Source organism: Streptomyces sp. NPDC031474 (assembly GCF_055581185.1).
Genome location: NZ_JBVIJX010000006.1, coordinates 1 through 23639 on the forward strand (window position 1 = coordinate 1; position 23639 = coordinate 23639).

Genomic DNA, 23639 nt, shown 5'->3' on the forward strand with positions numbered 1-23639 from the left:
GATTTCCTCGGTGCTTTCCAGGTTCTCCGCGTTTTTCGTTCCGCGGTTTCCCTTTCCGGCGGTTCCGACTCTATCAGATCCTTTCGGTCCTGATTACCAGTCAGAGGGGGCTTGTCTTCGCGGCTGTTGGGCCGTTCCGACGAGTGAGACTTTAGCGGATTCCCTGCTCCCGAAGCCAATCGGGGGCTGCGTCCTTTCGAACGCGGATTCCTCGTTTCGCGAATACGCACGCCAATGACGCGACGGCAGCCGTATCGACTGCGTGTCGAGAAGTGGTTGGTACCTGCGGAATGGCTGTCCGGGGACCGACCGGAGTCGGCGCTCACGTCGGACAACTCGGAGAACACTACGTATCCGTACGTGACTGTGTCAACTCGTGTCCTGGAGGCACCCCTGAGGCGTACGCTGACGGACATGACTACGCGTACGTGCACCCAGCTGTGGTGGGCCGCCTGACGGCGGCCGTGTTCACGTATGCGCTCAACGGCCGCCGCTTCGGCGGCCGTTCTTGTTTCTCCCACCAAGTTCCAGGGGGCCGGCCGACCGGGACGGCGGCCTCGACCAGGAGGTGGAGAGATGAAGCGAGTCTTCAGCGGGATCAAGCCGACCGGGCACCTGACGCTGGGGAACTACCTGGGAGCACTGCGGCAGTGGGCCGAGGTCGACCAGCACCGGGCGGACTCGTTGTTCTGCGTCGTGGATCTGCACGCGCTGACCGTGGAGCACGACCCGGCGCGGGTACGTCGGCTGAGTCGGCAGGCCGCGACGCTGCTGCTGGCGGCGGGACTGGATCCACAGCTGTGCACCGTGTTCGTACAGAGTCATGTGGACGAGCACGCGCGGCTCTCGTATCTGCTGGAGTGCGTGGCCACGGACGGCGAGATGCGGCGGATGATCCAGTACAAGGAGAAGGCCGCGCGGGAGCGGGAGCGCGGCGGGAGCGTGCGGCTGTCGTTGCTGACGTATCCCGTGTTGATGGCGGCCGACATCCTGGCCTATGGGACCGACGAGGTTCCGGTGGGAGACGACCAGACGCAGCATGTGGAGCTGGCGCGGGATCTGGCGGTGCGGTTCAACCAGCGGTACGGGCACACGTTCGTCGTCCCGAAGGCCACGCATCCGGCGGTCGCGGCACGGGTGACGAACCTGCAGGAGCCCGCGTCGAAGATGGGCAAGAGCGACGACTTCGGGCCCGGGATCGTCTATCTGCTGGACGAGCCCGAGGTGGTGCGTAAGAAGGTCATGCGGGCTGTCACCGACAGTGGGCGGGAGGTCGTGTACGACCGTGAGGGGCGGCCCGGGGTCGCGAATCTGCTGGAGATCCTCGCCGCTTGCACGGGTGGGAACCCGGAGATCCTGGCGGGCGTTTATGAGTCGTACGGCGCTTTGAAGAAGGACACCGCGGACGCGGTCGTCGAGGTGCTGAAGCCCGTGCAGGTCAGGCACAAGGAGTTGTGCGCTGATCCTGTGTATGTGGAGGGGGTGCTGCGGGATGGTGCGGAGAAGGCTCGCGGGATGGCCCGACCGGTCGTGGATACCGCTTATCGCGCGATCGGGTTGCTTGCGCCCGTGACGGAGCCCGCCGGCGAGTCGGCGTCGGTGGCGAGCGGGGTGCTGAACGCGGCCCGGTAGGCGCGGGGGCTGGTGGCGAGGCGTGATGCGAAGTGCTGGCGCATGGTGACCTCGCTGCCGAAGCCTGCGCGCCGGGCGACCTCGGGCATGGGGAGGTCGGTGCGTTCGAGGAGTTTCTGGGCCGCGGCGATGCGCTGGTCGAGAAGCCAGCGGAGGGGGGTGACACCGGTCGCCGCCGTGAAGTGACGGGCGAAGCTGCGCGGGGACATGCCGGCGTGCCCCGCCAACTCGGCGACGGTGAGTGGTTCGTGCAGATGACGAAGGGCGTGTTCGCGTACGGCGGCGAGGGTGTCGGCGTCCCGGTCCGCGCGGGGAGTGGGGTGTTCGATGAACTGGGCCTGGGTGCCAGTGCGGAAGGGGGCGGTGACCATGGCGCGGGCGATGGTCGCGGCCGTTTCGGCTCCGTGGGAGCGGCGGACCAGGTGGAGGCAGAGGTCGATGCCGGCTGCCGTGCCGGCGGCGGTCCAGATGTTGTCGTCCTCGATGAAGAGGGCGTCGGGGACGACGGTGATCCGGGGGTGGTGCGTGCGCAGGAGGTCGATCAGGTTCCAGTGGGTGATCGCTCGACGGCCGTCGAGGAGGCCGGCCTGGGCGAGGGTGAAGGCTCCGCCGCAGAGGGCGGCGAGGGTGGTGCCGCGGGCGTGGGCGCGGCGCAGTGCCTCCAGGACGGGGGCGGGTGCGGGGGTGAGGTAGTCGTCCAGACCGGGGACGAGGATCAGGTCGGCTCGGGAGAGCCAGGTGAGGGCGCGGTCCGGGAGGAGAGCCAGGCCGCCGCGCATGGGGATGGGGGTGGTGGTGTCGGCGGCGACGCGGTGCAGGTCGAAAGCGGGAACGCCGCGGTCGGTGCGGTCGTTGCCCCAGACCTCGGTGACGACGGAGACGTCGAAGGCGCGGATGCCGGGGAAGGCGACCAGGGCGACGCGGTAGGTGCCGCCCGTGGCCTCTCCATGCCGCGTGGCCCGTGTGGCTTCCGTGGGTTCCGTGGTTTCTGTGGCTTCCGTGGGTTCCGTGGTCTTCACGGCGTTCTGCATGGGTGGCAGTAAACCATCGATCGATGACTTTGGTGCTTCTGGAGCGAGGGTGCTCGCGGCGGCAGGATCGGGGGCATGGACATCGCAGAGAACGCAGCGCTGGTGGTCATCGACGTACAGAAGGGCTTCGAGGAGCTGGACTACTGGGGGCCGCGGAACAACCCGGGGGCCGATGACAACATCGCCGTGCTCATCGAACTGTGGCAGGAGACGGGGCGGCCGGTCGTCTTCGTGCGGCATGACTCCCCCAATCCACAGTCGCCGCTGCGGCCGGGGTACGAGGGGAACGATCTCAAGGCGTACGTGCAGGAGCGGCGCGGGAAGGGGGCGGGGCCGGAGCTGTTCATCACGAAGACCGTGAACTCGGCGTTCCTCGGGACGCCGGATCTGGGCTCGTGGCTGAGGGCGGAGGGGATCTCGCAGCTCGTGGTGGCGGGGATCCAGACCAACATGTGCGTGGAGACGACCGCGCGGATGGGCGGGAACCTGGGGTACGAGGTCGTGCTCGCGTACGACGCGACGCACACCTTCGACCTGGAGGGGCCGTTCGGGTGGCGGCGGACCGCGGAGGAGCTCGCGCAGGCCTCGGCGGTGTCGCTGCACGGGGGCGGGTTCGCGCGAGTGGTGACCACGAAGGAGATCGTGGGGGCCGCTTCAGGCCGGTGACCACCCCCGCTTGTTCGTTCGGCGGGGGCGGGGGCGGGGGCAGGGCGGTTCTGGTGTCGGTGCCGCTGCCGGTGCTGCTGGCAGGTCTTCCGTCAGTCCTTCTTGCCTGAGGCCAGTTCGCGGCTGCGGTCGCGGGCGGCTTCGAGGGCGGCGATGAGGGCGGCTCGTACGCCGTGGTTCTCGAGTTCGCGGATGGCGCTGATGGTCGTGCCCGCGGGAGACGTGACGTTCTCGCGGAGCTTGACCGGGTGTTCGCCGCTGTCGCGGAGCATCGTGGCGGCGCCGATCGCGGACTGGACGATGAGGTCATGGGCCTTGTCGCGGGGCAGGCCGAGGAGGATGCCGGCGTCCGTCATGGCTTCGACCAGGTAGAAGAAGTACGCGGGGCCGGAGCCGGAGAGGGCCGTGCAGGCGTCCTGCTGGGACTCCGGGACGCGGAGGGTCTTGCCGACGGAGCCGAAGATCTCCTCGGCGTGGGCGAGGTGATCGACGGTGGCGTGGGTACCGGCGGAGATGACGGACATCGCCTCGTCGACCAGGGCGGGGGTGTTCGTCATGACGCGGACGACCGGGGTGCCCGTGGCGAGGCGCTCCTCGATGGAGGCGGTGGTGATGCCGGCGGCTCCGCTGATGACCAGACGTTCGGCGGGGACGTGCGGGGCGAGTTCGTCGAGGAGGGCGCCCATGTCCTGCGGTTTGACCGTGAGGATCAGGGTGTCCGCGGTCTTGGCGGCCTCGGCGTTGGTGACCGGGGCGACTCCGTAGCGGGTACGGAGTTCTTCGGCTCGTTCCGGGCGGCGGGCGGTGACGAGGAGGTCGGCGGGGAGCCAGCCGCCTCGGATCATGCCGCTGAGGAGAGCTTCGCCGATTTTGCCGGTGCCGAGGACTGCGACTTTCTGGGTCATGGCTGAGGGTCCTCCGGGGGTTGCGTCGTCCGGGATCATCCTCGCATCGGGGGTGGGGGTGGGGGGCTGGTGTCCGGTGGGCGGACTTCGGTTTTTCGGCCCCGCCGCCCGTTCGTTGGTTTCGCTGGTCACGCTGTCCGGCGTCGCAGCGTTGCCGCGCCCAGGCCCAGGACCAGCAGGGCGCAGCCCGCCACGATCAGGACGTCTCGTAGGAAGGTCGCTGTCATGTCGGTGTGGGTGAGGACCTCGTTCATGCCGTCCACGGCGTAGGACATGGGGAGGGCGTCGGAGAGGGCTTCCAGGGCGGGGTGCATGGCGTCCCTGGGGGTGAAGAGGCCGCAGAGGAGGAGTTGGGGGAAGATCACCGCCGGCATGAACTGGACCGCCTGGAACTCGGTGGCCGCGAAGGCCGAGACGAAGAGGCCGAGGGCCGTGCCGAGCAGGGCGTCGAGGAGGGCGACCAGGAGGAGGAGCCAGGGGCTGCCGGTGACGTCCAGGTCGAGGAACCAGACCGCCAGGGCGGTGGCCAGGGCCGACTGGACGATCGCGAGGGCGCCGAAGGCGAGGGCGTAGCCGGCGATCAGGTCGCCTTTGCCGAGGGGCATGGCGAGGAGGCGTTCGAGGGTGCCCGAGGTGCGTTCGCGCAGGGTGGCGATGGAGGTCACCAGGAACATCGTGATCAGGGGGAAGATCCCGAGGAGGGACGCGCCGATGCTGTCGAAGGTGCGCGGGCTTCCGTCGAAGACGTAGCGGAGCAGGAACAGCATCACGCAGGGGATGAGGATCAGCAGCGCAATCGTACGGGGGTCGTGGCGCAGTTGGCGCAGGACGCGGGCCGCGGTGGCGGTGGTGCGGGAGACGTTCAGGATGCCGGTCGGCGTGGGGGCGGTCGTCGTTGTCGTCGTGGTTGTCGTGGTCGTTGTGGTCATCGTGCTGACTCCTTGGCGCGGCCGGCCGCGGCCGCTTCGTCCACCAGGTGCAGAAAGGCCGACTCGACGGTGTCCGTGCCGGTACGGGTGCGCAGAGCGTCGGGGGCGGCGTCGGCGAGGATTTCGCCCTCGCGCATGAGGAGCAGGCGGTGGCAGCGCTCGGCCTCGTCCATGACGTGGGAGGAGATGAGGAGGGTGGCGCCCCGGGTCGCCGCGATGTCGTGGAAGAGGTTCCACAGGTCGCGGCGGAGGACGGGGTCGAGGCCGACCGTCGGTTCGTCGAGGACGAGGAGTTCGGGGGTGCCCAGGAGGGCGACGGCCAGGGAGACGCGGCTGCGCTGGCCGCCGGAGAGGTTGCCGGCGAGGGCGTGGGCGTGGGTGGTGAGGTCCACGTCGGCGATGGCTCGGGTGACGTTCTTGTGGCGTCGGTCCGCCGCGCCCCGGCCGGGGTCGAGGATCGCGGCGAAGTAGTCCAGGTTCTGGCGGATCGTCAGGTCGTCGTAGACGGAGGGGGCCTGGGTGACGTAGCCGATGCGGGTGCGGAGGGTGGGGTGGCCTGCGGGGCGGCCCAGGACGTCGAGGGTGCCGGTGACCTTGGCCTGGGTGCCGACGATCGCGCGCATGAGGGTCGACTTGCCGCAGCCGGAGGGGCCCAGCAGGCCGGTGATCTGGCCTCGGGGGACGGTGAAGTCGAGGGAGTGGAGGACCGTGCGCGGGCCGCGGACCACGGTGAGGTGTTCGGCGACGACGGCAGGGGGCGTGTCGGGCAGGTCCGGCGGCTCGGGCGGGCCAGGTGACTCGATCCTAGAATTCATCATGTGATGAATAATCCTCGTGGCGCCGTCAGTCGTCAAGCGGTCCGGTGGGTGGGGGTGCGTGCGATGGCGGGCGAGCGGTTGCGGGGCGCGTGCGATGGCGAGCGAGCGGTTGCGGGGCGCGTGCGATGGCGAGCGAGCGGTTGGGGGGTGCACGGTGGGGGGTGCGCGGTGGGGGGTGCGCGGTGGGGGGTGCGCGGTGGGGGGGTGCGCGGTGGGGGGTGCGCGGTGGGGGGTGCGCGGTGGCGCAGGCGCGTGGCGGTGGGATTGGAAGCGGAGGTTCCTGTTCATCCGCTTCCGTGTTCACCGGGTCGGCACAGGAACCCGTCGTCCTGGCGATCGTGTCAACCGATAATGGAATTCATGCGCGTTGCGCGGGCGGGGCCTCGGTCCCGGCCGCATCCGCGTCCGCGTCCGCGCATGGTCGTCGTCGCGCCCTCCCCCGGTGCGGCGCGCCCACGCATCTCCCGTTCCCTACCGGAGGTGCCGCCGTGTTGCGCCGTGGTGTTCGCAAAGCCGATCTGTTCGCTTCTCTCGTCGTCTTTCTCGTCGCGCTCCCCCTGTGTGTGGGCGTCGCCATGGCCTCCGGCCTGCCTGCCGAGCTGGGGCTGGTCACCGGCATCGTCGGCGGGCTGGTCGTCGGGGTGCTGCCCGGCAGCAGCCTGCAGGTGAGCGGGCCGGCGGCAGGGCTCACCGTGCTCGTCCACGAAGCCGTGCAGCGGTACGGCGTTCAGGCGCTCGGGGTACTCGTGCTGGCCGCCGGGCTGGTGCAGCTCGGGCTGGGCGCGCTGCGGCTCGGGCGGTGGTTCCGGGCCGTGTCCGTGGCCGTCGTGCACGGGATGCTCGCCGGGATCGGGCTGGTGCTGGTCGCCGGGCAGGTGTACGCCCTCGGGGACGCGGGAACGCCGGAGGGCGGCCTCGGGAAGCTCGCCGGGCTGGTGTCGCTGCCCGGGCGGGTGGATCCGGTGGCGTTGTCAGTGGGGGGTGCCACCATGGTCGTGCTGGTGGTGTGGGGGCGGTGGCGCGGCGGTGCGCGGCTGGTTCCCGCACCGTTGGTCGCGGTAGCTCTGGCGGCGGGCGTCACTTGGGTGTTCGACCTGGATGTGCGGCGGGTCCGGGTGCAGGGTCTGCTGGATGCCGTACGGGTGCCGGAGGCGGCGGATTTCGGACGGCTGACGGAAGTGGGGGTGATCGGGACGGTCGTGGCGTTCGCGCTGATCGCGTCGGCGGAGTCGTTGTTCAGCGCGGCGGCGGTGGACCGGCTGCACGACGGCCGGCGGACGGACTACGACCGGGAGTTGATGGCGCAGGGCGCGGGCAACGCGGTGTGCGGGGTGCTGGGCGCGCTGCCGCTGACGGCGGTCATCGTGCGCAGTGCGGCGAACGTGCGGGCGGGTGCGCGGACGAAGGCATCGCGGGTGCTGCACGGGGTGTGGCTGCTGCTGTTCGCGGCCGTCGTGCCCGGGGTGCTGGGGCTGATTCCGGTCGGGGCGCTGGCGGGGCTGCTGGTGCACGCCGGCTGCAAGCTCGTGCCCGTGCGGGAGGTGCGGAAGCTGTGGCGCGGGCATCGGGGGGAGGTCGTCGTGCTCGGGGTCACGGCGGGGGCGATCGTCGTGGGGAACCTGTTCGAGGGGGTGTTGGTCGGGCTGGCACTGGCCGTGGCGAAGACGGCCTGGGAGATCAGCCACGTGCACGTTGAGACGGAGGACCGGGGCGACGCCGGGCTCGTCGTACGGGTGCTGGGGCACGCGACGTTTCTGCGGCTGCCGAAGCTGCTGGACGCGTTGGAGGCGCTGCCGCACGACCGTGAGGTGCGGCTGGAATTGGGCGGGCTGCGGCATGTGGACCACGCGTGTGCGGCGGCCCTGGAGGGGTGGGCCGCCGCGCGCGGTCAGGGTCTGGTCGCGAGCAGCAGTTCGACGTCGTAGGTCTCCTCTACGGTGCCGTCCGGGAACGCGGCGAGGAGGTGGCGGCGTTCTTCGGCGAGGAAGGCGGCCGTGCTCTCCTCGCCGTGGGTCAGGAAGATCGAGTGGCTGCTGATGTTGGCCAGGTGGAGATCGAGGGGGACACGGCGGCTCCAGCGGACCGTGCGGTGGGCGAAGTCGAGCCGGCCGGACGGGTCGGTGCGGGCGGCGCGGCTGCCGTCGCCGTTCCTCTGCACGACGTGGTCGACGCCGAAGCGGCGCTCCATGCGGTGGGCCTGAGCGTCGATCCACGGTATGTCCACGGCGCTGGTGTTCCACCACAGCGCCAGCGCGCCGCCCGGGCGCAAGACGCGCAGGGCCTCCGGGACCGAGTGGGCCGGGTCGGTCCAGTGCCAGGACTGGGCGTAGGTCAGGAAGTCGACGCAGGCGTCGGCCAGCGGAAGGTGGTTGCCGTCGCCCCGGACGATCGGCACGTCGGGGAGAGCACGGCGGAACTGCGCGGCCATGCCGTCCCCGGGTTCGACGGCGATGACGTCCGCGCCGCGGGCGTGCAGGAGGGCCGTCGCTATGCCGGTGCCGGCGCCGATGTCCGCGACCCGCGCCCCGCTCAGGGGGTGTCCTGCGAGGTCCTCGATCGCGTCCAGGAGGGCGGTCGGGTAGGAGGGGCGGTTGGCGGCGTACTGGGCCGCGGCCGAGTTGAAGGAGTGGGCTCGGGTGACGTGGGAGGGGGCAGGGGAGGGGGAGTAGGAGGACGACGTCATGGGGTCATGGTGGCCGGTGGGAGGGGGTCGGGGAAGACCCGGACGGCGGTGGTGGCAGGGCGCGGCGAGGTGGCGTGGCGGGGGGAGGGGGATGGCGTGGCCGGGGTGAAGCGGCAGGGTGGCGTGGCCGGGGTGAAGCGGCAGGGTGGCGTGGCCGGGGTGAAGCGGCAGGGTGGCGTGGCCGGGGTGAAGCAGCGGAGTCACATGGCCGGGTGAAGCAGGGGGCTTCCTCAAGCCGTCTCCCAGACCGCCTCCAGGACCGCCTCGCCCCTGGCCTCCGCGACCGCCTCCCCCGCCGCCTCCCTCACCGTCTCCGAGGCGGTTTGGCGTCAGGGGTGGCGGCGCTTCTTCGATGGGTTGCCTGTGCGGCGGGAGGTGCGGCGTTTGTGCTGTTGGCGGGCCGTGTCGTACTCCTCGCGGTGGAGTTTCTCGCCGGGCGCCTCGGTGAGGGTGCGGAAGAAATAGGCGAGCAGTGAGCCGACGAAGCCGATGGCCAGCAGGCCGCGCAGGGAGGCCTGGCGGTCGGGGTCGGGGCGCCGGGAGAAGCCGTCCCAGGTGTGGCGGAAGGCGAGCGCGCTGCAGACCGCGAACATCACGACGATCAGGAGCGTCACGAAGCCGCCGAGGTCGGCGATCGCGATGCCCTCGTAGGCGAAGCGCAGGACGAGGCAGGAGACGGTCACGGCGACGAGGGCGCCGACGGCCACGGCGATGCGGCGGGCCGCGTAACCCTGGAGGCCGGGGTCGTGGTCCACCCACGTGGTGCCGAAGAAGCGCAGCGGCTCCGGACGGGGGCCCGCGCCGGCCTGACCTGTCTGCTCGGCGGGACTGCCCGGGATGCCCGGGGAGCCCGCCGCCGTGTCCGGGGTGCCGTTTTCGTCGCTCACGGGACGATTATGGCTCCGGACGGGGGCGGGCTCCCCGGGCGGGTTGCCCGGAGGCCGGGATCAGGCGCAGCGCGGGGCTATGTAGCCGTCGCTGCCCGTCCTGACGTACGCGTCCGAGACGAACTGGCTGTCGGCGATGTTGTCCCAGATGTTCGTCGAGCCGTACGGGCCGCTCACCGTGGTGCCCGGGGTCTGGCAGAAGATCGGGACCTTCGTGCCCTCGTTCAGGACCTTGACGACCGGGTAGCTGGTGCCGGGGCCGCTGCGCACGTTCAGCCGGACGCCCGGGGCGATCGGGTAGTAGGTGAGAGCCGCCGTCGTGACGGCCGCCGCCGCATCGGCGCTCTCGGCCTCGTCCACCTCTTCCACGCGGTCAACAGACATGAAAACCTCCCCCGTTGGACCCCATGACTGCCATGGGGCCACGTTGATTCCCCTAAAACACGCCATGAAACACATGTGCGCAATTCGTACGCGAAGGCTAGCAAGCCGCCTCTGTCCCGTACGAGTCATCGACTAGGCTCCGTGCGTCGCGCGCGCGGACGAACAGCACGGGGGTGGTCCATGACGCCACAGCGCAACACCGGGGCGGGCGCGGAAGCGGAACTTCCGCGGTACGCCGGTCACTACCGCCTTGAGGAGCGCCTGGGCTCCGGCGGCATGGGCGTGGTGCACCTGGCCCGGAGCACCTCCGGGATGAAGGTCGCGGTGAAGGTCGTCCATGCCCAGTTCGCCCGGGATCCCGAGTTCAGGGGGCGTTTTCGGCAGGAGGTGGCGGCCGCCCGGCGGGTCAGCGGGGCGTTCACCGCGCCCGTCGTGGACGCCGACCCGGAGGCCGAACGGCCCTGGATGGCCACTCTGTTCATTCCCGGCTCGACGCTCGCCGAGCAGGTGAAGCGGAACGGGCCCATGGGCCCGGGAGAGTTGCGGCGGCTGATGGCGGGGCTCGCGGAGGCGCTGCGCGACATCCACCGGGTCGGGGTGGTGCACCGCGATCTGAAGCCGAGCAACGTGCTGCTCGCCGAGGACGGTCCGAAAGTCATCGACTTCGGGATCTCGCGGCCGAAGGACAGCGAACTGCGGACCGAGACGGGCAAGTTGATCGGCACTCCGCCGTTCATGGCGCCGGAGCAGTTCCGGCGGCCGCGGGAGGTCGGGCCGGCCGCCGACATCTTCGCGCTCGGCTCCGTGATGGTGCACGCGGCGACGGGACGCGGGCCGTTCGACTCCGACAGCCCGTATGTCGTCGCCTACCAGGTCGTCCACGACGAGCCGGACCTGACCGGCGTACCGGCGAATCTCGCGCCGCTGGTGACGCGGTGTCTCGCCAAGGAGCCCGAGGACCGGCCCACGCCGGACGAGTTGATGCGGGAACTGCGGTCGGAGGCGGCCTCGTGGGACACGCAGGCGTTCATACCGTCGCAGCGGGCGCTGGACGAGCCCCAGACGGGCCCGGCGGGTTCGGCGGGTTCGGCGGGTTCGGCGGACCAGGCGGATCCGCAGCCCGGGTCGAAGGTGGGGCCAGCGGGCGTGAAGCGTCGGCGCAGGCGGGTCGCTCTGGCGGCCGGCGCCCTGGTCGTCGTCCTCTCGGGTGGTGGGCTGGCCGCCGCGCAGCTGCTCGGCGACGACGGCACGGGCCGGGACGCGCGGGGCACGGCGGGCGCGTCGGGGGCCGAGTCGGCAGCCTTCGCTCCCTGGAGCGCGCGCCCGGCGCATGGCGGCGCGGGCGGGGAGACGGGCGCCGGGACCGGCACGGGCGGCATGCCGCAGTGCGCGTACGACGCGAAGCGGCTGCTGTGCGCGCAGTCGGGGCTGGTGTCCGCGCTGGACGCGTCCGGCGGCCGGGTGCTGTGGCGGCACGCGCTCGCCGAGGACGACCGGCCGGGCGAGGCGCCGGTGCTCGCGGGCGGGCTCGCGCTGGTGGTCACGCACTCGGGCAAGCGGGTGGAGGCGCTCGATCCGGCGTCGGGCGCCACGCGCTGGCAGCGGAACGTGTCGGCGTACCGGGGTGTCCGCACCGTCGGCGGCACCCTGCTGCTGACTGCCGCCGACGGCAAGGTGACCGGCGTGGACGCGGCGACGGGGAGGACGGCGTGGAGCCGGCGGATCCCGGGGCTGGGCGAGCCGTACTTCCTGTCGTTCCCCAAGGATCCGCTGGCGTATGTGTCCAGCACGTCGGGCTCGGGCGACGGGCGCACCCGGATCACGGCCGTGGATCCCGCGACCGGGCAGGTGAAGTGGGAGGAGCGGCTCAGCGGCGCGCTGACGCTGGTGGGCACCGTGGGCGACAGCCTGGTGCTGCTGTCGCAGGGCGACGCGTACGGGTCGGTCGACGCCGTGGTCCGCTACTACCCGGCGGACAAGGTGTCGCTGCGGGTGAGGCTGGGCGTGCCGCTGCAGTTGCAGCAGGCGCGCGCGGCCGTGCAGGGCGACCGGGTCTACCTGCTGGGCTTCGACGGGACACTGGTGGCCGTCGACACGGTGGCGGGGAAGCAGGTGTGGTCCCTGCAGACGGCCGTGAGCCGCGGTTCGGTGCCGTCCGCCGACGGCGAGCACGTGTACTTCAGCGCCCCCGACGGACGTCTCCTCGCCGTGGACGCCGACCGGGGGAAGCTCGTCGGGCAGACGGAGCTGCGGCTCGGCGCGAACTCCGACGAAGTGGTGACGGCGCTGCCCGCACCCGAGGCGGTCGACGGCCGCGTCTACGCCGGCGCTCCCGACGGGACCGTGTTCGCGGTCGACGGGCGGGATCCGGCGGACTGGTGAGACGCGCCGGGGGCCGCCTCCCTGGGAAGCGGCCCCCGGTCACGCACTGATGGGCGTCAGCCCAGCTTCGACACGTCCCGCACGGCGCCCTTGTCGGCGCTCGTCGCCATCGCGGCGTAGGCGCGCAGGGCGGCGGACACCTTGCGCTCGCGGTTCTTCGGGGCGTACACGCCGTCGAGGGCGGCCTCGCGGCGCGCCAGCTCGGCGTCGTCGACGAGGAGCTCGATGGTGCGGTTCGGGATGTCGATGCGGATGCGGTCGCCGTCCTCGACGAGGGCGATGGTGCCGCCGGAGGCCGCCTCGGGGGAGGCGTGGCCGATCGACAGGCCCGAGGTTCCGCCGGAGAAGCGGCCGTCGGTGATCAGGGCGCAGGTCTTGCCGAGGCCGCGGCCCTTGAGGAAGGACGTCGGGTAGAGCATCTCCTGCATGCCCGGGCCGCCCTTGGGGCCCTCGTAGCGGATGACGACGACGTCGCCGTGTGTCACCTGCTTGTTGAGGATCTTCTCGACGGCCTCCTCCTGCGACTCGCAGACGACGGCCGGGCCCTCGAAGGTCCAGATCGACTCGTCCACGCCGGCCGTCTTGACGACGCAGCCGTCGACGGCGAGGTTGCCGCGCAGGACGGCGAGGCCGCCGTCCTTGCTGTAGGCGTGCTCGGCGGAGCGGATGCAGCCGCCCTCGGCGTCCTCGTCCAGCGCCTCCCAGCGCTCGGACTGGGAGAAGGCCTCGGCGGAGCGGACGCAGCCGGGGGCCGCGTGCCAGAGTTCCAGGGCCTCGGGGGACGGCGAGCCGGCGCGGACGTCCCACGTCTTCAGCCAGTCCCCCAGGGACGGGCTGTGGACGGCGTGCACGTCCTCGTTGAGCAGGCCCGCGCGGTGCAGTTCGCCGAGGAGGGCGGGGATGCCGCCGGCGCGGTGCACGTCCTCCATGTAGTACGTGCGGTCCTTCGCGACGTTCGGCGCGACCTTCGCGAGGCAGGGCACGCGGCGCGAGACCTCGTTGATCTCCTCCAGACCGAACGGGACGCCCGCCTCCTGGGCGGCGGCGAGGAGGTGCAGGATCGTGTTGGTGGAGCCGCCCATCGCGATGTCGAGTGCCATCGCGTTCTGGAAGGCCGCGAAGGTCGCCACATTGCGCGGCAGGACCGTCTCGTCGTCCTGCTCGTAGTAGCGACGGGTGATGTCCATGACCGTGCGCGCGGCGTCGACGTACAGCTGCTTGCGAGCCGTGTGGGTGGCCAGGACCGAGCCGTTGCCGGGGAGGGAGAGGCCGATGGCCTCGGTCAGGCAGTTCATCGAGTTGGCGGTGAACATGCCGGAACAGCTGCCGCAGGTCGGACAGGCGTTCTCCTCGATACGGAGGATGTCCTCGTCGGAGATCTTGTCGTTGACGGCGTCGGAGATCGCGTCGACCAGGTCGAGCGTGCGGACCGTGCCGTCGACGAGCGTGGCGCGGCCGGACTCCATCGGGCCGCCGGAGACGAAGACGGTCGGGATGTTCAGCCGCAGGGCCGCGTTCAGCATCCCCGGGGTGATCTTGTCGCAGTTGGAGATGCAGATCAGCGCGTCCGCGCAGTGCGCCTCGACCATGTACTCGACCGAGTCCGCGATCAGGTCGCGGGAGGGGAGGCTGTACAGCATGCCGCCGTGGCCCATCGCGATGCCGTCGTCGACCGCGATGGTGTTGAACTCACGCGGGATGCCGCCGGCCTCGGTGATCGCCTCGCTGACGATCCGGCCGACCGGCTGGAGGTGCGTGTGCCCGGGCACGAACTCGGTGAAGCTGTTCGCCACCGCGATGATCGGCTTCCGGCCGATGTCCGCACCGGGTACACCGGAGGCGCGCATAAGGGCGCGTGCGCCCGCCATGTTGCGACCGTGGGTGACTGTGCGGGACCTCAGCTCGGGCATCGTCGCTCGCTCCTTCAGAGACTGCGATCAGAGACTTCTGACTGCTAATGAGCGTACGCCGGTCATCCAGGGGGCGGGACGAGGCGTCCGGAATGCGGGACGCAAGTCTCGTCCTCAGGTATGACCCGGCGTGCTCAGGGGGCCGTGAGGTGTCCTTGTACGACGGGCGCCACGCGCGCGATGATCTGTTCCAGGTCCGCCGAGGCCAGCGGCTCCAGCTTGACCACGTACCGCATCATGGCGCAGCCCACCAGCTGTGCCGCCGCCAGTTCGGCGCGCAGTTCGGCGTCCGGCAGGTCGAGCTGGGCGGCGATCCGGCGCAGCAGCTGTGAGGCGACCAGACGGCGGAAGACGGCGGCCGCGGTGTCGTTGTTCACGGCGGAGCGGAGGATCGCCAGCAGCGGCTTGCGGGTGGTGGGGTTCTCCCACACGCCGAAGACGAAGCGGGCGAACCGCTCCCCGACCTGGTCCAACGGGCCGTCGGCGACAGCTTCCGGCGCGCTCAGCGCGGGTGCGAAGGCGACCTCGACGGCCGCCTCGAAGACCTGCTCCTTGGTGCCGAAGTAGTGGTGCACCAGCGCCGCGTCCACCCCGGCCGCCTTCGCGATGCCGCGGACGGACGTCTTGTCGTAGCCCCGCTCGGAGAACTCCTCGCGGGCGGCCGTCAGGATGCGGTCGCGGGTGTCCGCCGACTCCGTACCAGGGGGGCGGCCGCGTCTGCGGGCGCCGACGCCGGTCATCGGCGGGGCGCCGAGGGGGTGGACGTGGCCGAGGCCAGGTGCAGACGGGTGAAGGCCAGGGCCTCCGCGAGGTCGGCCTCACGTTCGGCGCCGGACATCGCGCGCCGGGTGTTGACCTCGATGACGACGTGGCCGTCGAAGCCGGTCAGCGCGAGCCGCTCCAGCAGCTCGGCGCAGGGTTGGGAGCCGCGGCCGGGGACGAGGTGCTCGTCCTTCGCCGACCCGTTTCCGTCGGCGAGGTGGACATGGCCCAGGCGGTCGGCCATGCGATCGATCATCTGCATCGCGTCCGCGCGGGCCGTCGAGGCATGGCTGAGGTCGATCGTGAAGTGCCGGTAGTCGTCCTTCGTGACGTCCCAGTCCGGCGCGTACGCGAGCATCTCGCGGTCGCGGTAGCGCCACGGGTACATGTTCTCGACGGCGAACCGTACGTCCGTCTCGTCGGCCATCCGCCAGATGCCCGTGACGAAGTCGCGCGCGTACTGGCGCTGCCAGCGGAACGGCGGATGGACGACGACCGTGCTCGCGCCGAGCTTCTCCGCCGCCGCGCGGGCCCGCTGGAGCTTGGTCCACGGGTCCGTCGACCACACCCGCTGCGTGATGAGCAGGCAGGGGGCGTGGACGGCGAGGATCGGGATCCGGTGGTAGTCGCTGAGCCGGCGCAGCGCGTCGATGTCCTGGCTGACGGGGTCGTTCCACACCATGACCTCGACGCCGTCGTACCCGAGGCGTGCGGCGATCTCGAAGGCCGTCGCCGTCGACTCCGGATAGACCGAGGCAGTCGACAGGGCGATCTTCGCATCCGGGATCCGCACGACTGGCTCTGCCATGGGGGACAGGTTACGGGGTGCTGTTGCTCCGGTGCGGGGTGCCTGCTCGCCGTTGTGGGGTACGCCACGGCAGGTACGCGTGGAGGGTGATGGCTCGCGCACCTGCTCGTGCCCCTATACGTGACTAAAGCGAACCCATGTGATCGAGTCTGCGCAGAATGACGCCCTCCCTGAGGGCCCACGGGCATATCTCCAGCGTCTCGACGCCGAAGAGATCCATCGCGCCTTCGGCGACCAGCGCGCCCGCGAGGAGCTGGTTGGCGCGGCCTTCCGAGACACCCGGGAGGGCTGCGCGCTGGGCCGTGGTCATCGCGGCCAGGCGGGGCACCCAGGCCTCCAGGGACTCGCGCTTGAGCTGGCGCTGGGTGTACGGGCCGTCGGCCGAGCGGGCGGCGCCGGCGATGCGGGCGAGCTGCCGGAACGTCTTCGACGTGGCGACGACGTGGTCGGGGGTGCCGAACCGGCTGAACTCCCCCACCGTGCGGGCGATCTGCGCGCGGGCGTGCCGCCGAAGGGACCGTATGTCCTCGGGGTCGGGCGGATCGCCGGGCAGCCAGCCCGCGGTGAGCCGGCCGGCGCCGAGCGGCAGCGAGACGGCCGCGTCGGGCTCCTCGTCGATGCCGTAGGCGATCTCCAGGGAGCCGCCGCCGATGTCCAGGACCAGCAGTTTTCCGGCCGACCAGCCGAACCAGCGGCGGGCGGCGAGAAAGGTGAGCCGGGCCTCCTCGGCGCCGGAGAGAACCTGCAGCTCGACGCCCGTCTCGGCCTGCACGCGCGCGAGGACGTCGTCGGCGTTGCTGGCCTCGCGCACGGCGGAGGTCGCGAACGGCAGCAGGTCCTCGACGCCCTTGTCCTCGGCGGCCTGGAGCGACTCGTGGACGACCCTGATCAGTTTGTCGACGCCCTCGGGGCCGATCGCGCCGTCCCCGTCGAGGAGTTGGGCAAGGCGTAGGTCCGCCTTGTGCGAGTGCGCGGGCAGGGGGCACGCGCCCGGGTGTGCGTCCACCACCAGCAGATGCACCGTGTTCGATCCCACGTCGAGGACACCGAGTCTCATGTAGGGAACGCTACTGCCCGCAGGGCCGTGGGCCGTCCCCGAAGCGACTCCCGGCGACTTACCCTGGACGAGTGCCAAAGACGAACAAGGCAAAAGCTGACAAATCCACCGGCGGTTCTTCGCAGGCGAAGCCGCTGAAGTCACCGAAGAAGTCCAAGAAGGCCCTGGCAGCGGACGAGAAGGGTCTCGACTTCGCGCGGGCATGGGTGGAGTTCCCTGATCCGGCGGACGACGAGCAGGTCTTCCGCTGCGATCTGACATGGCTGACCTCTCGCTGGAACTGCATCTTCGGCAGCGGCTGTCAGGGCATCCAGGCGGGCCGCGCGGACGACGGGTGCTGCACGCTGGGCGCCCACTTCTCCGACGAGGACGACGAGAAGCGCGTCGCCGAGCATGTGGCGAGGCTCACGCCCGAGATCTGGCAGCACCACGACGAGGGCACCCGGGGCGGCTGGGTCTCGGAGGACGACGAGGGCTCCCGCCAGACCCGCCCGTTCAACGGCTCGTGCATCTTCCAGAACCGGCCGGGCTTCGCGGGCGGCGCGGGCTGCTCGCTGCACATCCTGGCCGTCAAGGAGGGCCGCGAGCCGCTGGAGACCAAGCCGGACGTCTGCTGGCAGCTTCCCGTGCGGCGCACCTACGACTGGATCGACCGGCCCGACGACACACGCGTGCTGCAGGTGTCGATCGGCGAGTACGACCGGCGGGGCTGGGGTCCGGGCGGCCACGACCTGCACTGGTGGTGCACGTCGGCGACCTCGGCGCACGGCGCGGGCGACCCGGTGTACGTCTCCTACCGCCCGGAGCTGACCGAACTGATGGGCAAGGCCGGCTACGACCGTCTGGCCGAGCTGTGCGAGGAGCGCCTGGCCTCGCAGCTGCCGCTCCTGGCGCCGCATCCGGCGGACCCGACCGCCTGAGGTCCTTGCGGATCGCTTCGAGGGACCACCCGGCTCGGGCACGGCCCACCGGCCGGGACGCCTGCGACTACGGCTGCGGCTGCGGCTGCGGCTACGGCTACGGCTACGGCTACGGCTACGAAGCCGACGGGGCCGGGGTGCTGGGGTCGGCGGGTGGCGGTGGCGAGGATTCCGGGGCGGACGGGGTCGGGGCAGTGGGGGTCGGGGTGGGGTCCGGGGTGGGGGACGAGGGCGGGTCGGCTGGCGTGGGGTCCGGGGAAGGCGGGGGTGTGGGGGTCGGTTGCGGGTCCGACGACGCGGGCGGGTCGCCGGGACGCGGGTCCGGGCCGTCGCCGGGGTTCGGGGGGCCGGGGGCCGTGCCGTAGCCCTCGATGGAGACGACGGCGCCCGCCGGGGCGATCGCCACGCGCGCGTGCCAGCGCCCGGGGGGCTCCCGCAGGGGGTCGACGTACACCTTGATCGTCACCGACTCGCCGGGCCTCAGGGCGCCCGTGGAGCGGCTCAGATAGAGCCAGGGGGCCGGTGTGGCCGCCGACCAGCGGACCGGGCCGTCGCCGTCCGGGGGTGCGGTGAGGGTGACGAGGGTGATGTCGCCTCTGGTGGCCGCCCTCACGGAGAGCCGGCCGGAGGCGCTCCGGCCGAGTCCCGTGACGCTGATGACCTCCACGGAGACGTCCGGTCCGTCGCCCTTGGGGGAGCCGGTGCCGGGGCGCGTGCTGGCGTTTCCGGCGTTCTCGTAGCCGCCGGCCGTCTCACCGGCGAGGCCCTCGGGGCCGTGCGCCTCGCCGGCGCTGACGGAGCGGCCCTCGGCGTCCCCCGTCGGCGTGCTCCGGTAGGCCGCCCACAGGGCGAGCACCGGCGCGGCGACGACGGTGGCGACCACGGTCGTCGTGACGGCACGCGCGCGTAGGCGCTCCCGACGGGCGGCGCGGTCCTTGGGGTCCATCGGGAACCCGCGCCGGTCGTAGCGCGGCGCGGCGGTGCCCCGCGCGCGCGGAAGGTGCGCCAGGGCGACGTGCAGCCGTGCGCGCGGCGCCTCCAGGACGGGCAGCTCGGCGGGTGTGACACCGGCGCCGGGCCAACGGCCGGGGACGGCGCGTTCGGCGACGCGACGGCAGCGCGGGCAGTCGTCGACGTGCCGGACGAGTTCACGGCGCAGGGCGGCGCTGAGCACGACCTGGTTCTCGCCTGTGAGGCGGGACACACCGGGACAGCTGCCGGTCTCGACGACGGCGAGCGCCGCGCGCGTGCGCTCGACCTCGCAGGCGGCGGCGGAGAGCAGCTCGCGGGCCGCGGCGAGGTCCTTGCCGAGGACCGCGGCGATCTCGTGGGCGGCCAGGTGGTGGCGTACCGCGAGTTCGAGCGCCTCACGCTGCTCGGGAGTGGTGCCGGCCGCCTCCGGCCAGGCCAGCAGGGCGAGTTCCCGCTGCCGTTGCTCCTGGTCCTCGTCGGGATCGGCGGGATCGGCCGGGTCGGCGGGATCGGCGGAGGAGGCGGGGGCAGGTGCTGCGGCGGGCTTGGCGCCCGGCGGCCGGCGGGTGCCGTTGCGGGCCGCCGCGTGCGTGCCCTGACGTTTCTGCTTGGCCTCGGTGAGCTTGCGCAGGCAGGCCCAGCGGGCCAGCGCGTACAGCCAGGCCCGGCGGTCGCCGGCGGCGGTCGGACCACGCTGGCCGCGCCGCTCGGCGAACGTGAGGACGTCACCGAGGGCTGCGGTGGCCGCGTCGTGGTCGCACAGAACGGACAGGCAGTAGGTGAACAGGCCGTCCAGGTACGGCTCGTAGCGCGCGGGCGGCCACTGCGCGAGCGTGCGCGCCGCAGCGGCGTCGCGCGCCTCGCGGTGCGCCCGGTGCGCGCCGGTCGTGCGGGTCGAGATTTCCGGGCTGCTGCTCATCACCCGTGCGACCGTAGGCGGCGCGGAACTAGGTCTTCTTGTCCCTTGAGTCCTTTTAATCCGTACGGGTGAAACGATCCCTCATAAGGGGACAGCCAAGAGAGGTACCGTCGCTCGTTCGTGACAGGACGTGGCCAATTCGGCAGATTACGGACGCCCGGGGAGGCCGGTTGTCCACAGGCGCGTCCGGCTGTCAGTGGCGGCGGCTACGGTTCCCCCATGGCTGCCCGTACGAAGACCACCAAGGACCGTCCGTCCTACCGCTGCACCGAATGCGGCTGGCAGACGGCCAAGTGGCTCGGCCGGTGCCCCGAGTGCCAGGCCTGGGGGACGGTCGAGGAGTACGGCGCGCCCGCGGTCCGTACGACGGCGCCGGGCCGCGTCACCACCTCCGCCGTGCCCATCGGCGAGGTCGACGGCCGTCAGGCCACCGCCCGCCCCACCGGCGTGCCCGAGCTGGACCGCGTCCTCGGCGGCGGTCTCGTGCCCGGCGCGGTCGTGCTGCTGGCCGGCGAGCCGGGCGTCGGCAAGTCGACCCTCCTGCTGGACGTGGCGGCCAAGTCGGCGAGCGACGAACACCGCACCCTGTATGTGACCGGTGAGGAGTCGGCCTCCCAGGTCCGCCTGCGCGCCGACCGCATCGGCGCCATCGACGACCACCTCTACCTCGCCGCCGAGACGGACCTGGCGGCGGTCCTGGGCCACCTGGACGCGGTGAAGCCGTCCCTGCTGGTCATGGACTCCGTGCAGACCGTGGCCTCCCCGGAGATCGACGGGGCGCCCGGTGGCATGGCCCAGGTCCGCGAGGTCGCGGGCGCCCTGATCCGCGCCTCCAAGGAACGCGGCATGTCCACGCTCCTGGTGGGCCATGTCACGAAGGACGGCTCGATCGCCGGTCCCCGCCTCCTCGAACACCTCGTGGACGTCGTGCTGAGCTTCGAGGGCGACCGGCACGCGCGCCTGCGTCTGGTGCGGGGCGTCAAGAACCGCTACGGCGCCACCGACGAGGTCGGCTGCTTCGAACTGCACGACGAGGGCATCACGGGCCTGGCCGACCCCAGCGGGCTCTTCCTGACCCGGCGTGACGAACCGGTCCCGGGGACATGTCTGACGGTCACCCTGGAGGGCCGTCGCCCCCTGGTCGCCGAAGTGCAGGCCCTCACCGTCGACTCCCAGATCCCCTCGCCCCGCCGTACGACGTCCGGTCTGGAGACGTCCCGGGTCTCGATGATGCTGGCCGTCCTGGAGCAGCGGGGCCGGATCAGCGCGCTCGGCAAGCGGGACATCTACTCGGCGACGGTCGGCGGAGTGAAGCTCTCGGAGCCCGCGGCCGACCTCGCGATCGCCCTCGCCCTGGCCTCCGCCGCCAGCGACACCCCGCTGCCCAAGAACCTCGTCGCGATCGGCGAGGTGGGCCTCGCGGGCGAGGTCAGACGGGTCACGGGCGTGCAGCGCAGACTCGCGGAGGCCCACCGTCTGGGCTTCACGCACGCGCTCGTGCCGAGCGATCCCGGCAAGATCCCGGCGGGTATGAAGGTCCTCGAAGTCGCCGACATGGGGGACGCTCTGCGGGTCCTGCCGCGCTCACGTCGCCGAGAGGCCCCACGGGAGGCGGAGGACCGCCGGTAGACTTTGCCCTGGTCTCGCCCGTCCGTACGAAACGAGTGCGCGAAACGGGAACCCCCAGACCCTGTGACCGGAGGAGTGCAGTGGCAGCCAACGACCGGGCGGCAGCTCCCGGAAAGTCCGGTGGGAGTTCCGGTGCCGACGGCCTGATGCGCGCCGCGCTGAGCGCGGTCGCCCCCGGCACGGCCCTGCGCGACGGCCTGGAACGGGTGCTGCGCGGCAACACCGGCGGACTCATCGTGCTGGGCTCCGACAAGACGGTCGAGGCGATGTGCACCGGCGGCTTCGTCCTGGACGTGGAGTTCGCGGCGACGCGCCTGCGTGAGCTGTGCAAGCTCGACGGCGGCATCGTGGTCTCCTCCGATCTGTCGAAGATCCTCCGGGCCGGCGTCCAGCTGGTGCCGGACCCCACCATCCCCACGGAGGAGACGGGCACCCGGCACCGCACGGCGGACCGGGTCAGCAAGCAGGTCGGCTTCCCGGTCGTCTCGGTCTCCCAGTCCATGCGCCTGATCGCGCTGTACGTCGACGGACAGCGCCGCGTCCTGGAGGACTCCGCGGCGATCCTGTCCCGCGCGAACCAGGCCCTGGCGACCCTGGAGCGCTACAAGCTCCGGCTGGACGAGGTCGCGGGAACGTTGTCAGCGCTGGAGATCGAGGACCTGGTGACGGTCCGGGACGTCTCCGCGGTGGCCCAGCGCCTGGAGATGGTCCGTCGCATCGCCACCGAAATCGCCGAATACGTGGTCGAACTGGGCACGGACGGGCGTCTGCTCGCCCTCCAGCTCGACGAATTGATCGCGGGCGTGGAGCCGGAGCGCGAGCTGGTGGTCCGGGACTACGTGCCCGAGCCCACCGCCAAGCGCTCCCGCACGGTCGACGAGGCGCTGTACGAGCTGGACGCGCTCACCCACGCCGAGCTCCTCGAAATGTCCACGGTGGCCCGCGCGTTGGGCTACACCGGCTCCCCCGAGGCCCTCGACTCGGCGGTCTCCCCGCGCGGTTTCCGGCTCCTGGCGAAGGTGCCGCGCCTGCCCGGCGCGATCATCGACCGCCTGGTGGAGTACTTCGGCGGCCTGCAGAAGCTCCTCGCCGCCAGCGTCGACGACCTCCAGACGGTGGACGGCGTGGGCGAGGCGAGGGCGCGCAGCGTCCGCGAGGGCCTGTCACGCCTGGCGGAGTCGTCGATCCTGGAGCGGTACGTCTAGTAGGTCGGTCCAGCCGGCCGGACGCTCCAGCCGCCTGCTGTAGCCGTAGCCCTAGCCGTATGTCCTAGCTGTATGTCCTAGCTGTATGTCTGATCGTCCACTCCGGCCGTGCCGTAGCCGTCAGCTGTCGTCGTCTGCTGTCGTCGTCTGCTCTAGTCGGCCTTCAGCACGAACGACGTCTGTGCCTTCGCGAACCCCGGAGCCTTGGCCTCCACCAGGTACGTCCCCGCTCCGGCCGTGCCCGCCGGAGGCGTCGCGCACTCCGGAGCGCTCGGCTTGCGGTCCCACTTCAGGGTGTAGGTGAAGCTGTCCCCGGCCGGCACCCGGTACAGCAGGCTCCCGGACGCCTTGGGGCAGTCCGCGGAGGACCAGTAGTCGTCGTCGGCGCCCGCCTTGGTGATCGTCAACACCGCGGTCTTCGGGCCGAGGTCGACCTTGCAGTCGCTCCCCGAGCTGTTCTTCGCGATCAGCTGGAACGTGGGCGTCCGATCCGGCGAGTACACGTTCTGGACGCTGCGCAGGCTCAACGTGACCACTCCGGCCGTGCAGTTGGGCAGTGTCGTCCCGGCCGGCAGCGTCGTCGCCGTACTGCTGCCGCCGCCGGCCCCGCCGCTGCCGTTGGAGCCGTCGCCGTTGGCGCCGTCGTCGTTGGCGCCGGAGCCCGCCGAGCCGCCGTCCGAGCCACCGGAGCCGGCGCCGCCTCCGGAGCCCGCGCTCGACCCCGAGCCGGTCCCGCTGGTGGTGCCTTCGCTCGACTCGTCGCGCCCGCCCGGGTTTTGACTGATCGCAGGCCCGGATCCGGAGGGCCCCGGCGTGATGGAGGACGCGGGATTCTTGCCGCCGCCCCCGTCGGCGCCGTTCTTGCCGCCGCCACCGCCCGACGTGACCACCCACAGGATCAGCAGCGCCAACAGGGCGAACACAGACAGCAGTACGACCCTCCGACGCCAGTAGATGGAGGAGGGAAGCGGCCCGACCGGATTGCGCAGAGATCCCACGGCGCAAACTGTACGAGAGATCGACGCGTTCGCTGGCCCCACCCGCCGCCGCGACGACAACTTTTCCGGATCATCATCCCGGAAACCACAGCCCCCTCACCCGACTTCGGCCCGTGCGCCCGGCTCCCCTTGGCGATCGCAC

General features: G+C 71.7%; 20 protein-coding genes. 7 read left to right on the forward strand and 13 right to left on the reverse strand.

The features are described 5' to 3' along the window. Positions 1-576 precede the first annotated feature (576 nt). Complete coding sequence (gene trpS / locus ACZ5SK_RS13130) at positions 577-1632, forward strand: tryptophan--tRNA ligase (protein ID WP_361708509.1); 1056 nt, start codon at positions 577-579, stop codon at positions 1630-1632. Here the strand turns inward: trpS and ACZ5SK_RS13135 are convergent. Then, a complete protein-coding gene (locus ACZ5SK_RS13135) occupies positions 1542-2663 on the reverse strand; it encodes a GlxA family transcriptional regulator (RefSeq protein ID WP_334578045.1) in 1122 nt (373 codons plus the stop codon). The genes trpS and ACZ5SK_RS13135 overlap by 91 nt on opposite strands. 75 nt (positions 2664-2738) lie before the next feature. On the opposite strand from ACZ5SK_RS13135, the gene ACZ5SK_RS13140 reads away from it, so the two are divergent. Then, positions 2739-3329 (forward strand): cysteine hydrolase family protein, encoded by a 591-nt coding sequence (locus ACZ5SK_RS13140; RefSeq protein ID WP_334578046.1) that lies wholly within the window; start codon positions 2739-2741, stop codon positions 3327-3329. A gap of 92 nt (positions 3330-3421) precedes the next feature. Here the strand turns inward: ACZ5SK_RS13140 and proC are convergent, their stop codons facing one another. The 3 genes from proC to ACZ5SK_RS13155 all read right to left on the reverse strand — a co-directional run bounded on the left by proC (position 3422) and on the right by ACZ5SK_RS13155 (position 5981). Next, a complete protein-coding gene (proC, locus tag ACZ5SK_RS13145) occupies positions 3422-4234 on the reverse strand; it encodes a pyrroline-5-carboxylate reductase (protein ID WP_334578047.1) in 813 nt (270 codons plus the stop codon). 128 nt (positions 4235-4362) lie between these two features. Next, a complete protein-coding gene (locus tag ACZ5SK_RS13150) occupies positions 4363-5163 on the reverse strand; it encodes an ABC transporter permease (RefSeq protein ID WP_334578048.1) in 801 nt (266 codons plus the stop codon). Beyond that, entirely contained in the window at positions 5160-5981 is an 822-nt protein-coding gene (locus ACZ5SK_RS13155; protein WP_468575981.1) for an ABC transporter ATP-binding protein, read from the reverse strand. Before ACZ5SK_RS13155 ends, ACZ5SK_RS13150 begins: the two co-directional genes overlap by 4 nt. 491 nt (positions 5982-6472) lie before the next feature. Between ACZ5SK_RS13155 and ACZ5SK_RS13160 the strand changes: the two genes are divergently transcribed. Beyond that, entirely contained in the window at positions 6473-7906 is a 1434-nt protein-coding gene (locus ACZ5SK_RS13160; protein WP_361708520.1) for a SulP family inorganic anion transporter, read from the forward strand. On the opposite strand, the gene ACZ5SK_RS13165 is transcribed toward ACZ5SK_RS13160, so the two are convergent. The 3 genes from ACZ5SK_RS13165 to ACZ5SK_RS13175 form a co-directional block, all read right to left on the reverse strand. Then, positions 7870-8664, reverse strand: a complete 795-nt coding sequence (locus ACZ5SK_RS13165; RefSeq protein ID WP_334578050.1) for a class I SAM-dependent methyltransferase — start codon at positions 8662-8664, stop codon at positions 7870-7872. The two genes, ACZ5SK_RS13160 and ACZ5SK_RS13165, sit on opposite strands and share 37 nt — an antisense overlap. A 329-nt stretch (positions 8665-8993) precedes the next feature. Beyond that, the gene (locus ACZ5SK_RS13170) at positions 8994-9551 is read right to left on the reverse strand and encodes an EamA/RhaT family transporter (RefSeq protein ID WP_334578051.1); all 558 of its coding nucleotides are present in this window, start codon (positions 9549-9551) and stop codon (positions 8994-8996) included. Between the two features lie 60 nt (positions 9552-9611). Beyond that, positions 9612-9935 carry an SH3 domain-containing protein gene (locus tag ACZ5SK_RS13175; RefSeq protein WP_334578052.1) on the reverse strand — a complete coding sequence of 108 codons (324 nt, stop codon included), beginning with the start codon at positions 9933-9935 and terminating at the stop codon, positions 9612-9614. A 180-nt stretch (positions 9936-10115) separates the two neighbouring features. Here ACZ5SK_RS13175 and ACZ5SK_RS13180 point away from each other — a divergent pair, with 180 nt between their 5' ends. Next, positions 10116-12317, forward strand: a complete 2202-nt coding sequence (locus tag ACZ5SK_RS13180) for a serine/threonine-protein kinase (protein ID WP_457495480.1) — start codon at positions 10116-10118, stop codon at positions 12315-12317. A gap of 56 nt (positions 12318-12373) precedes the next feature. On the opposite strand, the gene ilvD is transcribed toward ACZ5SK_RS13180, so the two are convergent. From ilvD to ACZ5SK_RS13200, 4 genes are all read right to left on the reverse strand, one after another. After that, positions 12374-14227 (reverse strand): dihydroxy-acid dehydratase, encoded by a 1854-nt coding sequence (gene ilvD / locus ACZ5SK_RS13185; protein WP_334578054.1) that lies wholly within the window; start codon positions 14225-14227, stop codon positions 12374-12376. 134 nt (positions 14228-14361) lie between these two features. Next, positions 14362-14967, reverse strand: a complete 606-nt coding sequence (locus ACZ5SK_RS13190) for a TetR/AcrR family transcriptional regulator (protein WP_334578055.1) — start codon at positions 14965-14967, stop codon at positions 14362-14364. Continuing rightward, positions 14964-15797, reverse strand: coding sequence for a sugar phosphate isomerase/epimerase family protein (locus ACZ5SK_RS13195; RefSeq protein WP_079660656.1), 834 nt, complete (start codon positions 15795-15797; stop codon positions 14964-14966). Before ACZ5SK_RS13195 ends, ACZ5SK_RS13190 begins: the two co-directional genes overlap by 4 nt. A 124-nt stretch (positions 15798-15921) precedes the next feature. Then, positions 15922-16854 (reverse strand): Ppx/GppA family phosphatase, encoded by a 933-nt coding sequence (locus ACZ5SK_RS13200; RefSeq protein ID WP_334578057.1) that lies wholly within the window; start codon positions 16852-16854, stop codon positions 15922-15924. A 71-nt stretch (positions 16855-16925) separates the two neighbouring features. On the opposite strand from ACZ5SK_RS13200, the gene ACZ5SK_RS13205 reads away from it, so the two are divergent. Further along, positions 16926-17774, forward strand: coding sequence for a DUF3109 family protein (locus ACZ5SK_RS13205; RefSeq protein WP_443041245.1), 849 nt, complete (start codon positions 16926-16928; stop codon positions 17772-17774). Positions 17775-17889: 115 nt separating this feature from the next. On the opposite strand, the gene ACZ5SK_RS13210 is transcribed toward ACZ5SK_RS13205, so the two are convergent. Beyond that, positions 17890-19665 (reverse strand): hypothetical protein, encoded by a 1776-nt coding sequence (locus ACZ5SK_RS13210; RefSeq protein ID WP_334578058.1) that lies wholly within the window; start codon positions 19663-19665, stop codon positions 17890-17892. Positions 19666-19884: 219 nt separating this feature from the next. Here ACZ5SK_RS13210 and radA point away from each other — a divergent pair, with 219 nt between their 5' ends. Beyond that, entirely contained in the window at positions 19885-21294 is a 1410-nt protein-coding gene (gene radA, locus ACZ5SK_RS13215) for a DNA repair protein RadA (RefSeq protein WP_099936203.1), read from the forward strand. Between the two features lie 80 nt (positions 21295-21374). Further along, entirely contained in the window at positions 21375-22499 is a 1125-nt protein-coding gene (gene disA, locus ACZ5SK_RS13220; protein ID WP_334578059.1) for a DNA integrity scanning diadenylate cyclase DisA, read from the forward strand. Positions 22500-22651: 152 nt separating this feature from the next. Here the strand turns inward: disA and ACZ5SK_RS13225 are convergent, their stop codons facing one another. After that, positions 22652-23497: a hypothetical protein gene (locus ACZ5SK_RS13225; RefSeq protein ID WP_334578060.1), complete on the reverse strand. Its 846-nt coding sequence runs from the start codon at positions 23495-23497 to the stop codon at positions 22652-22654. Between the last annotated feature and the right edge of the window lie 142 nt (positions 23498-23639).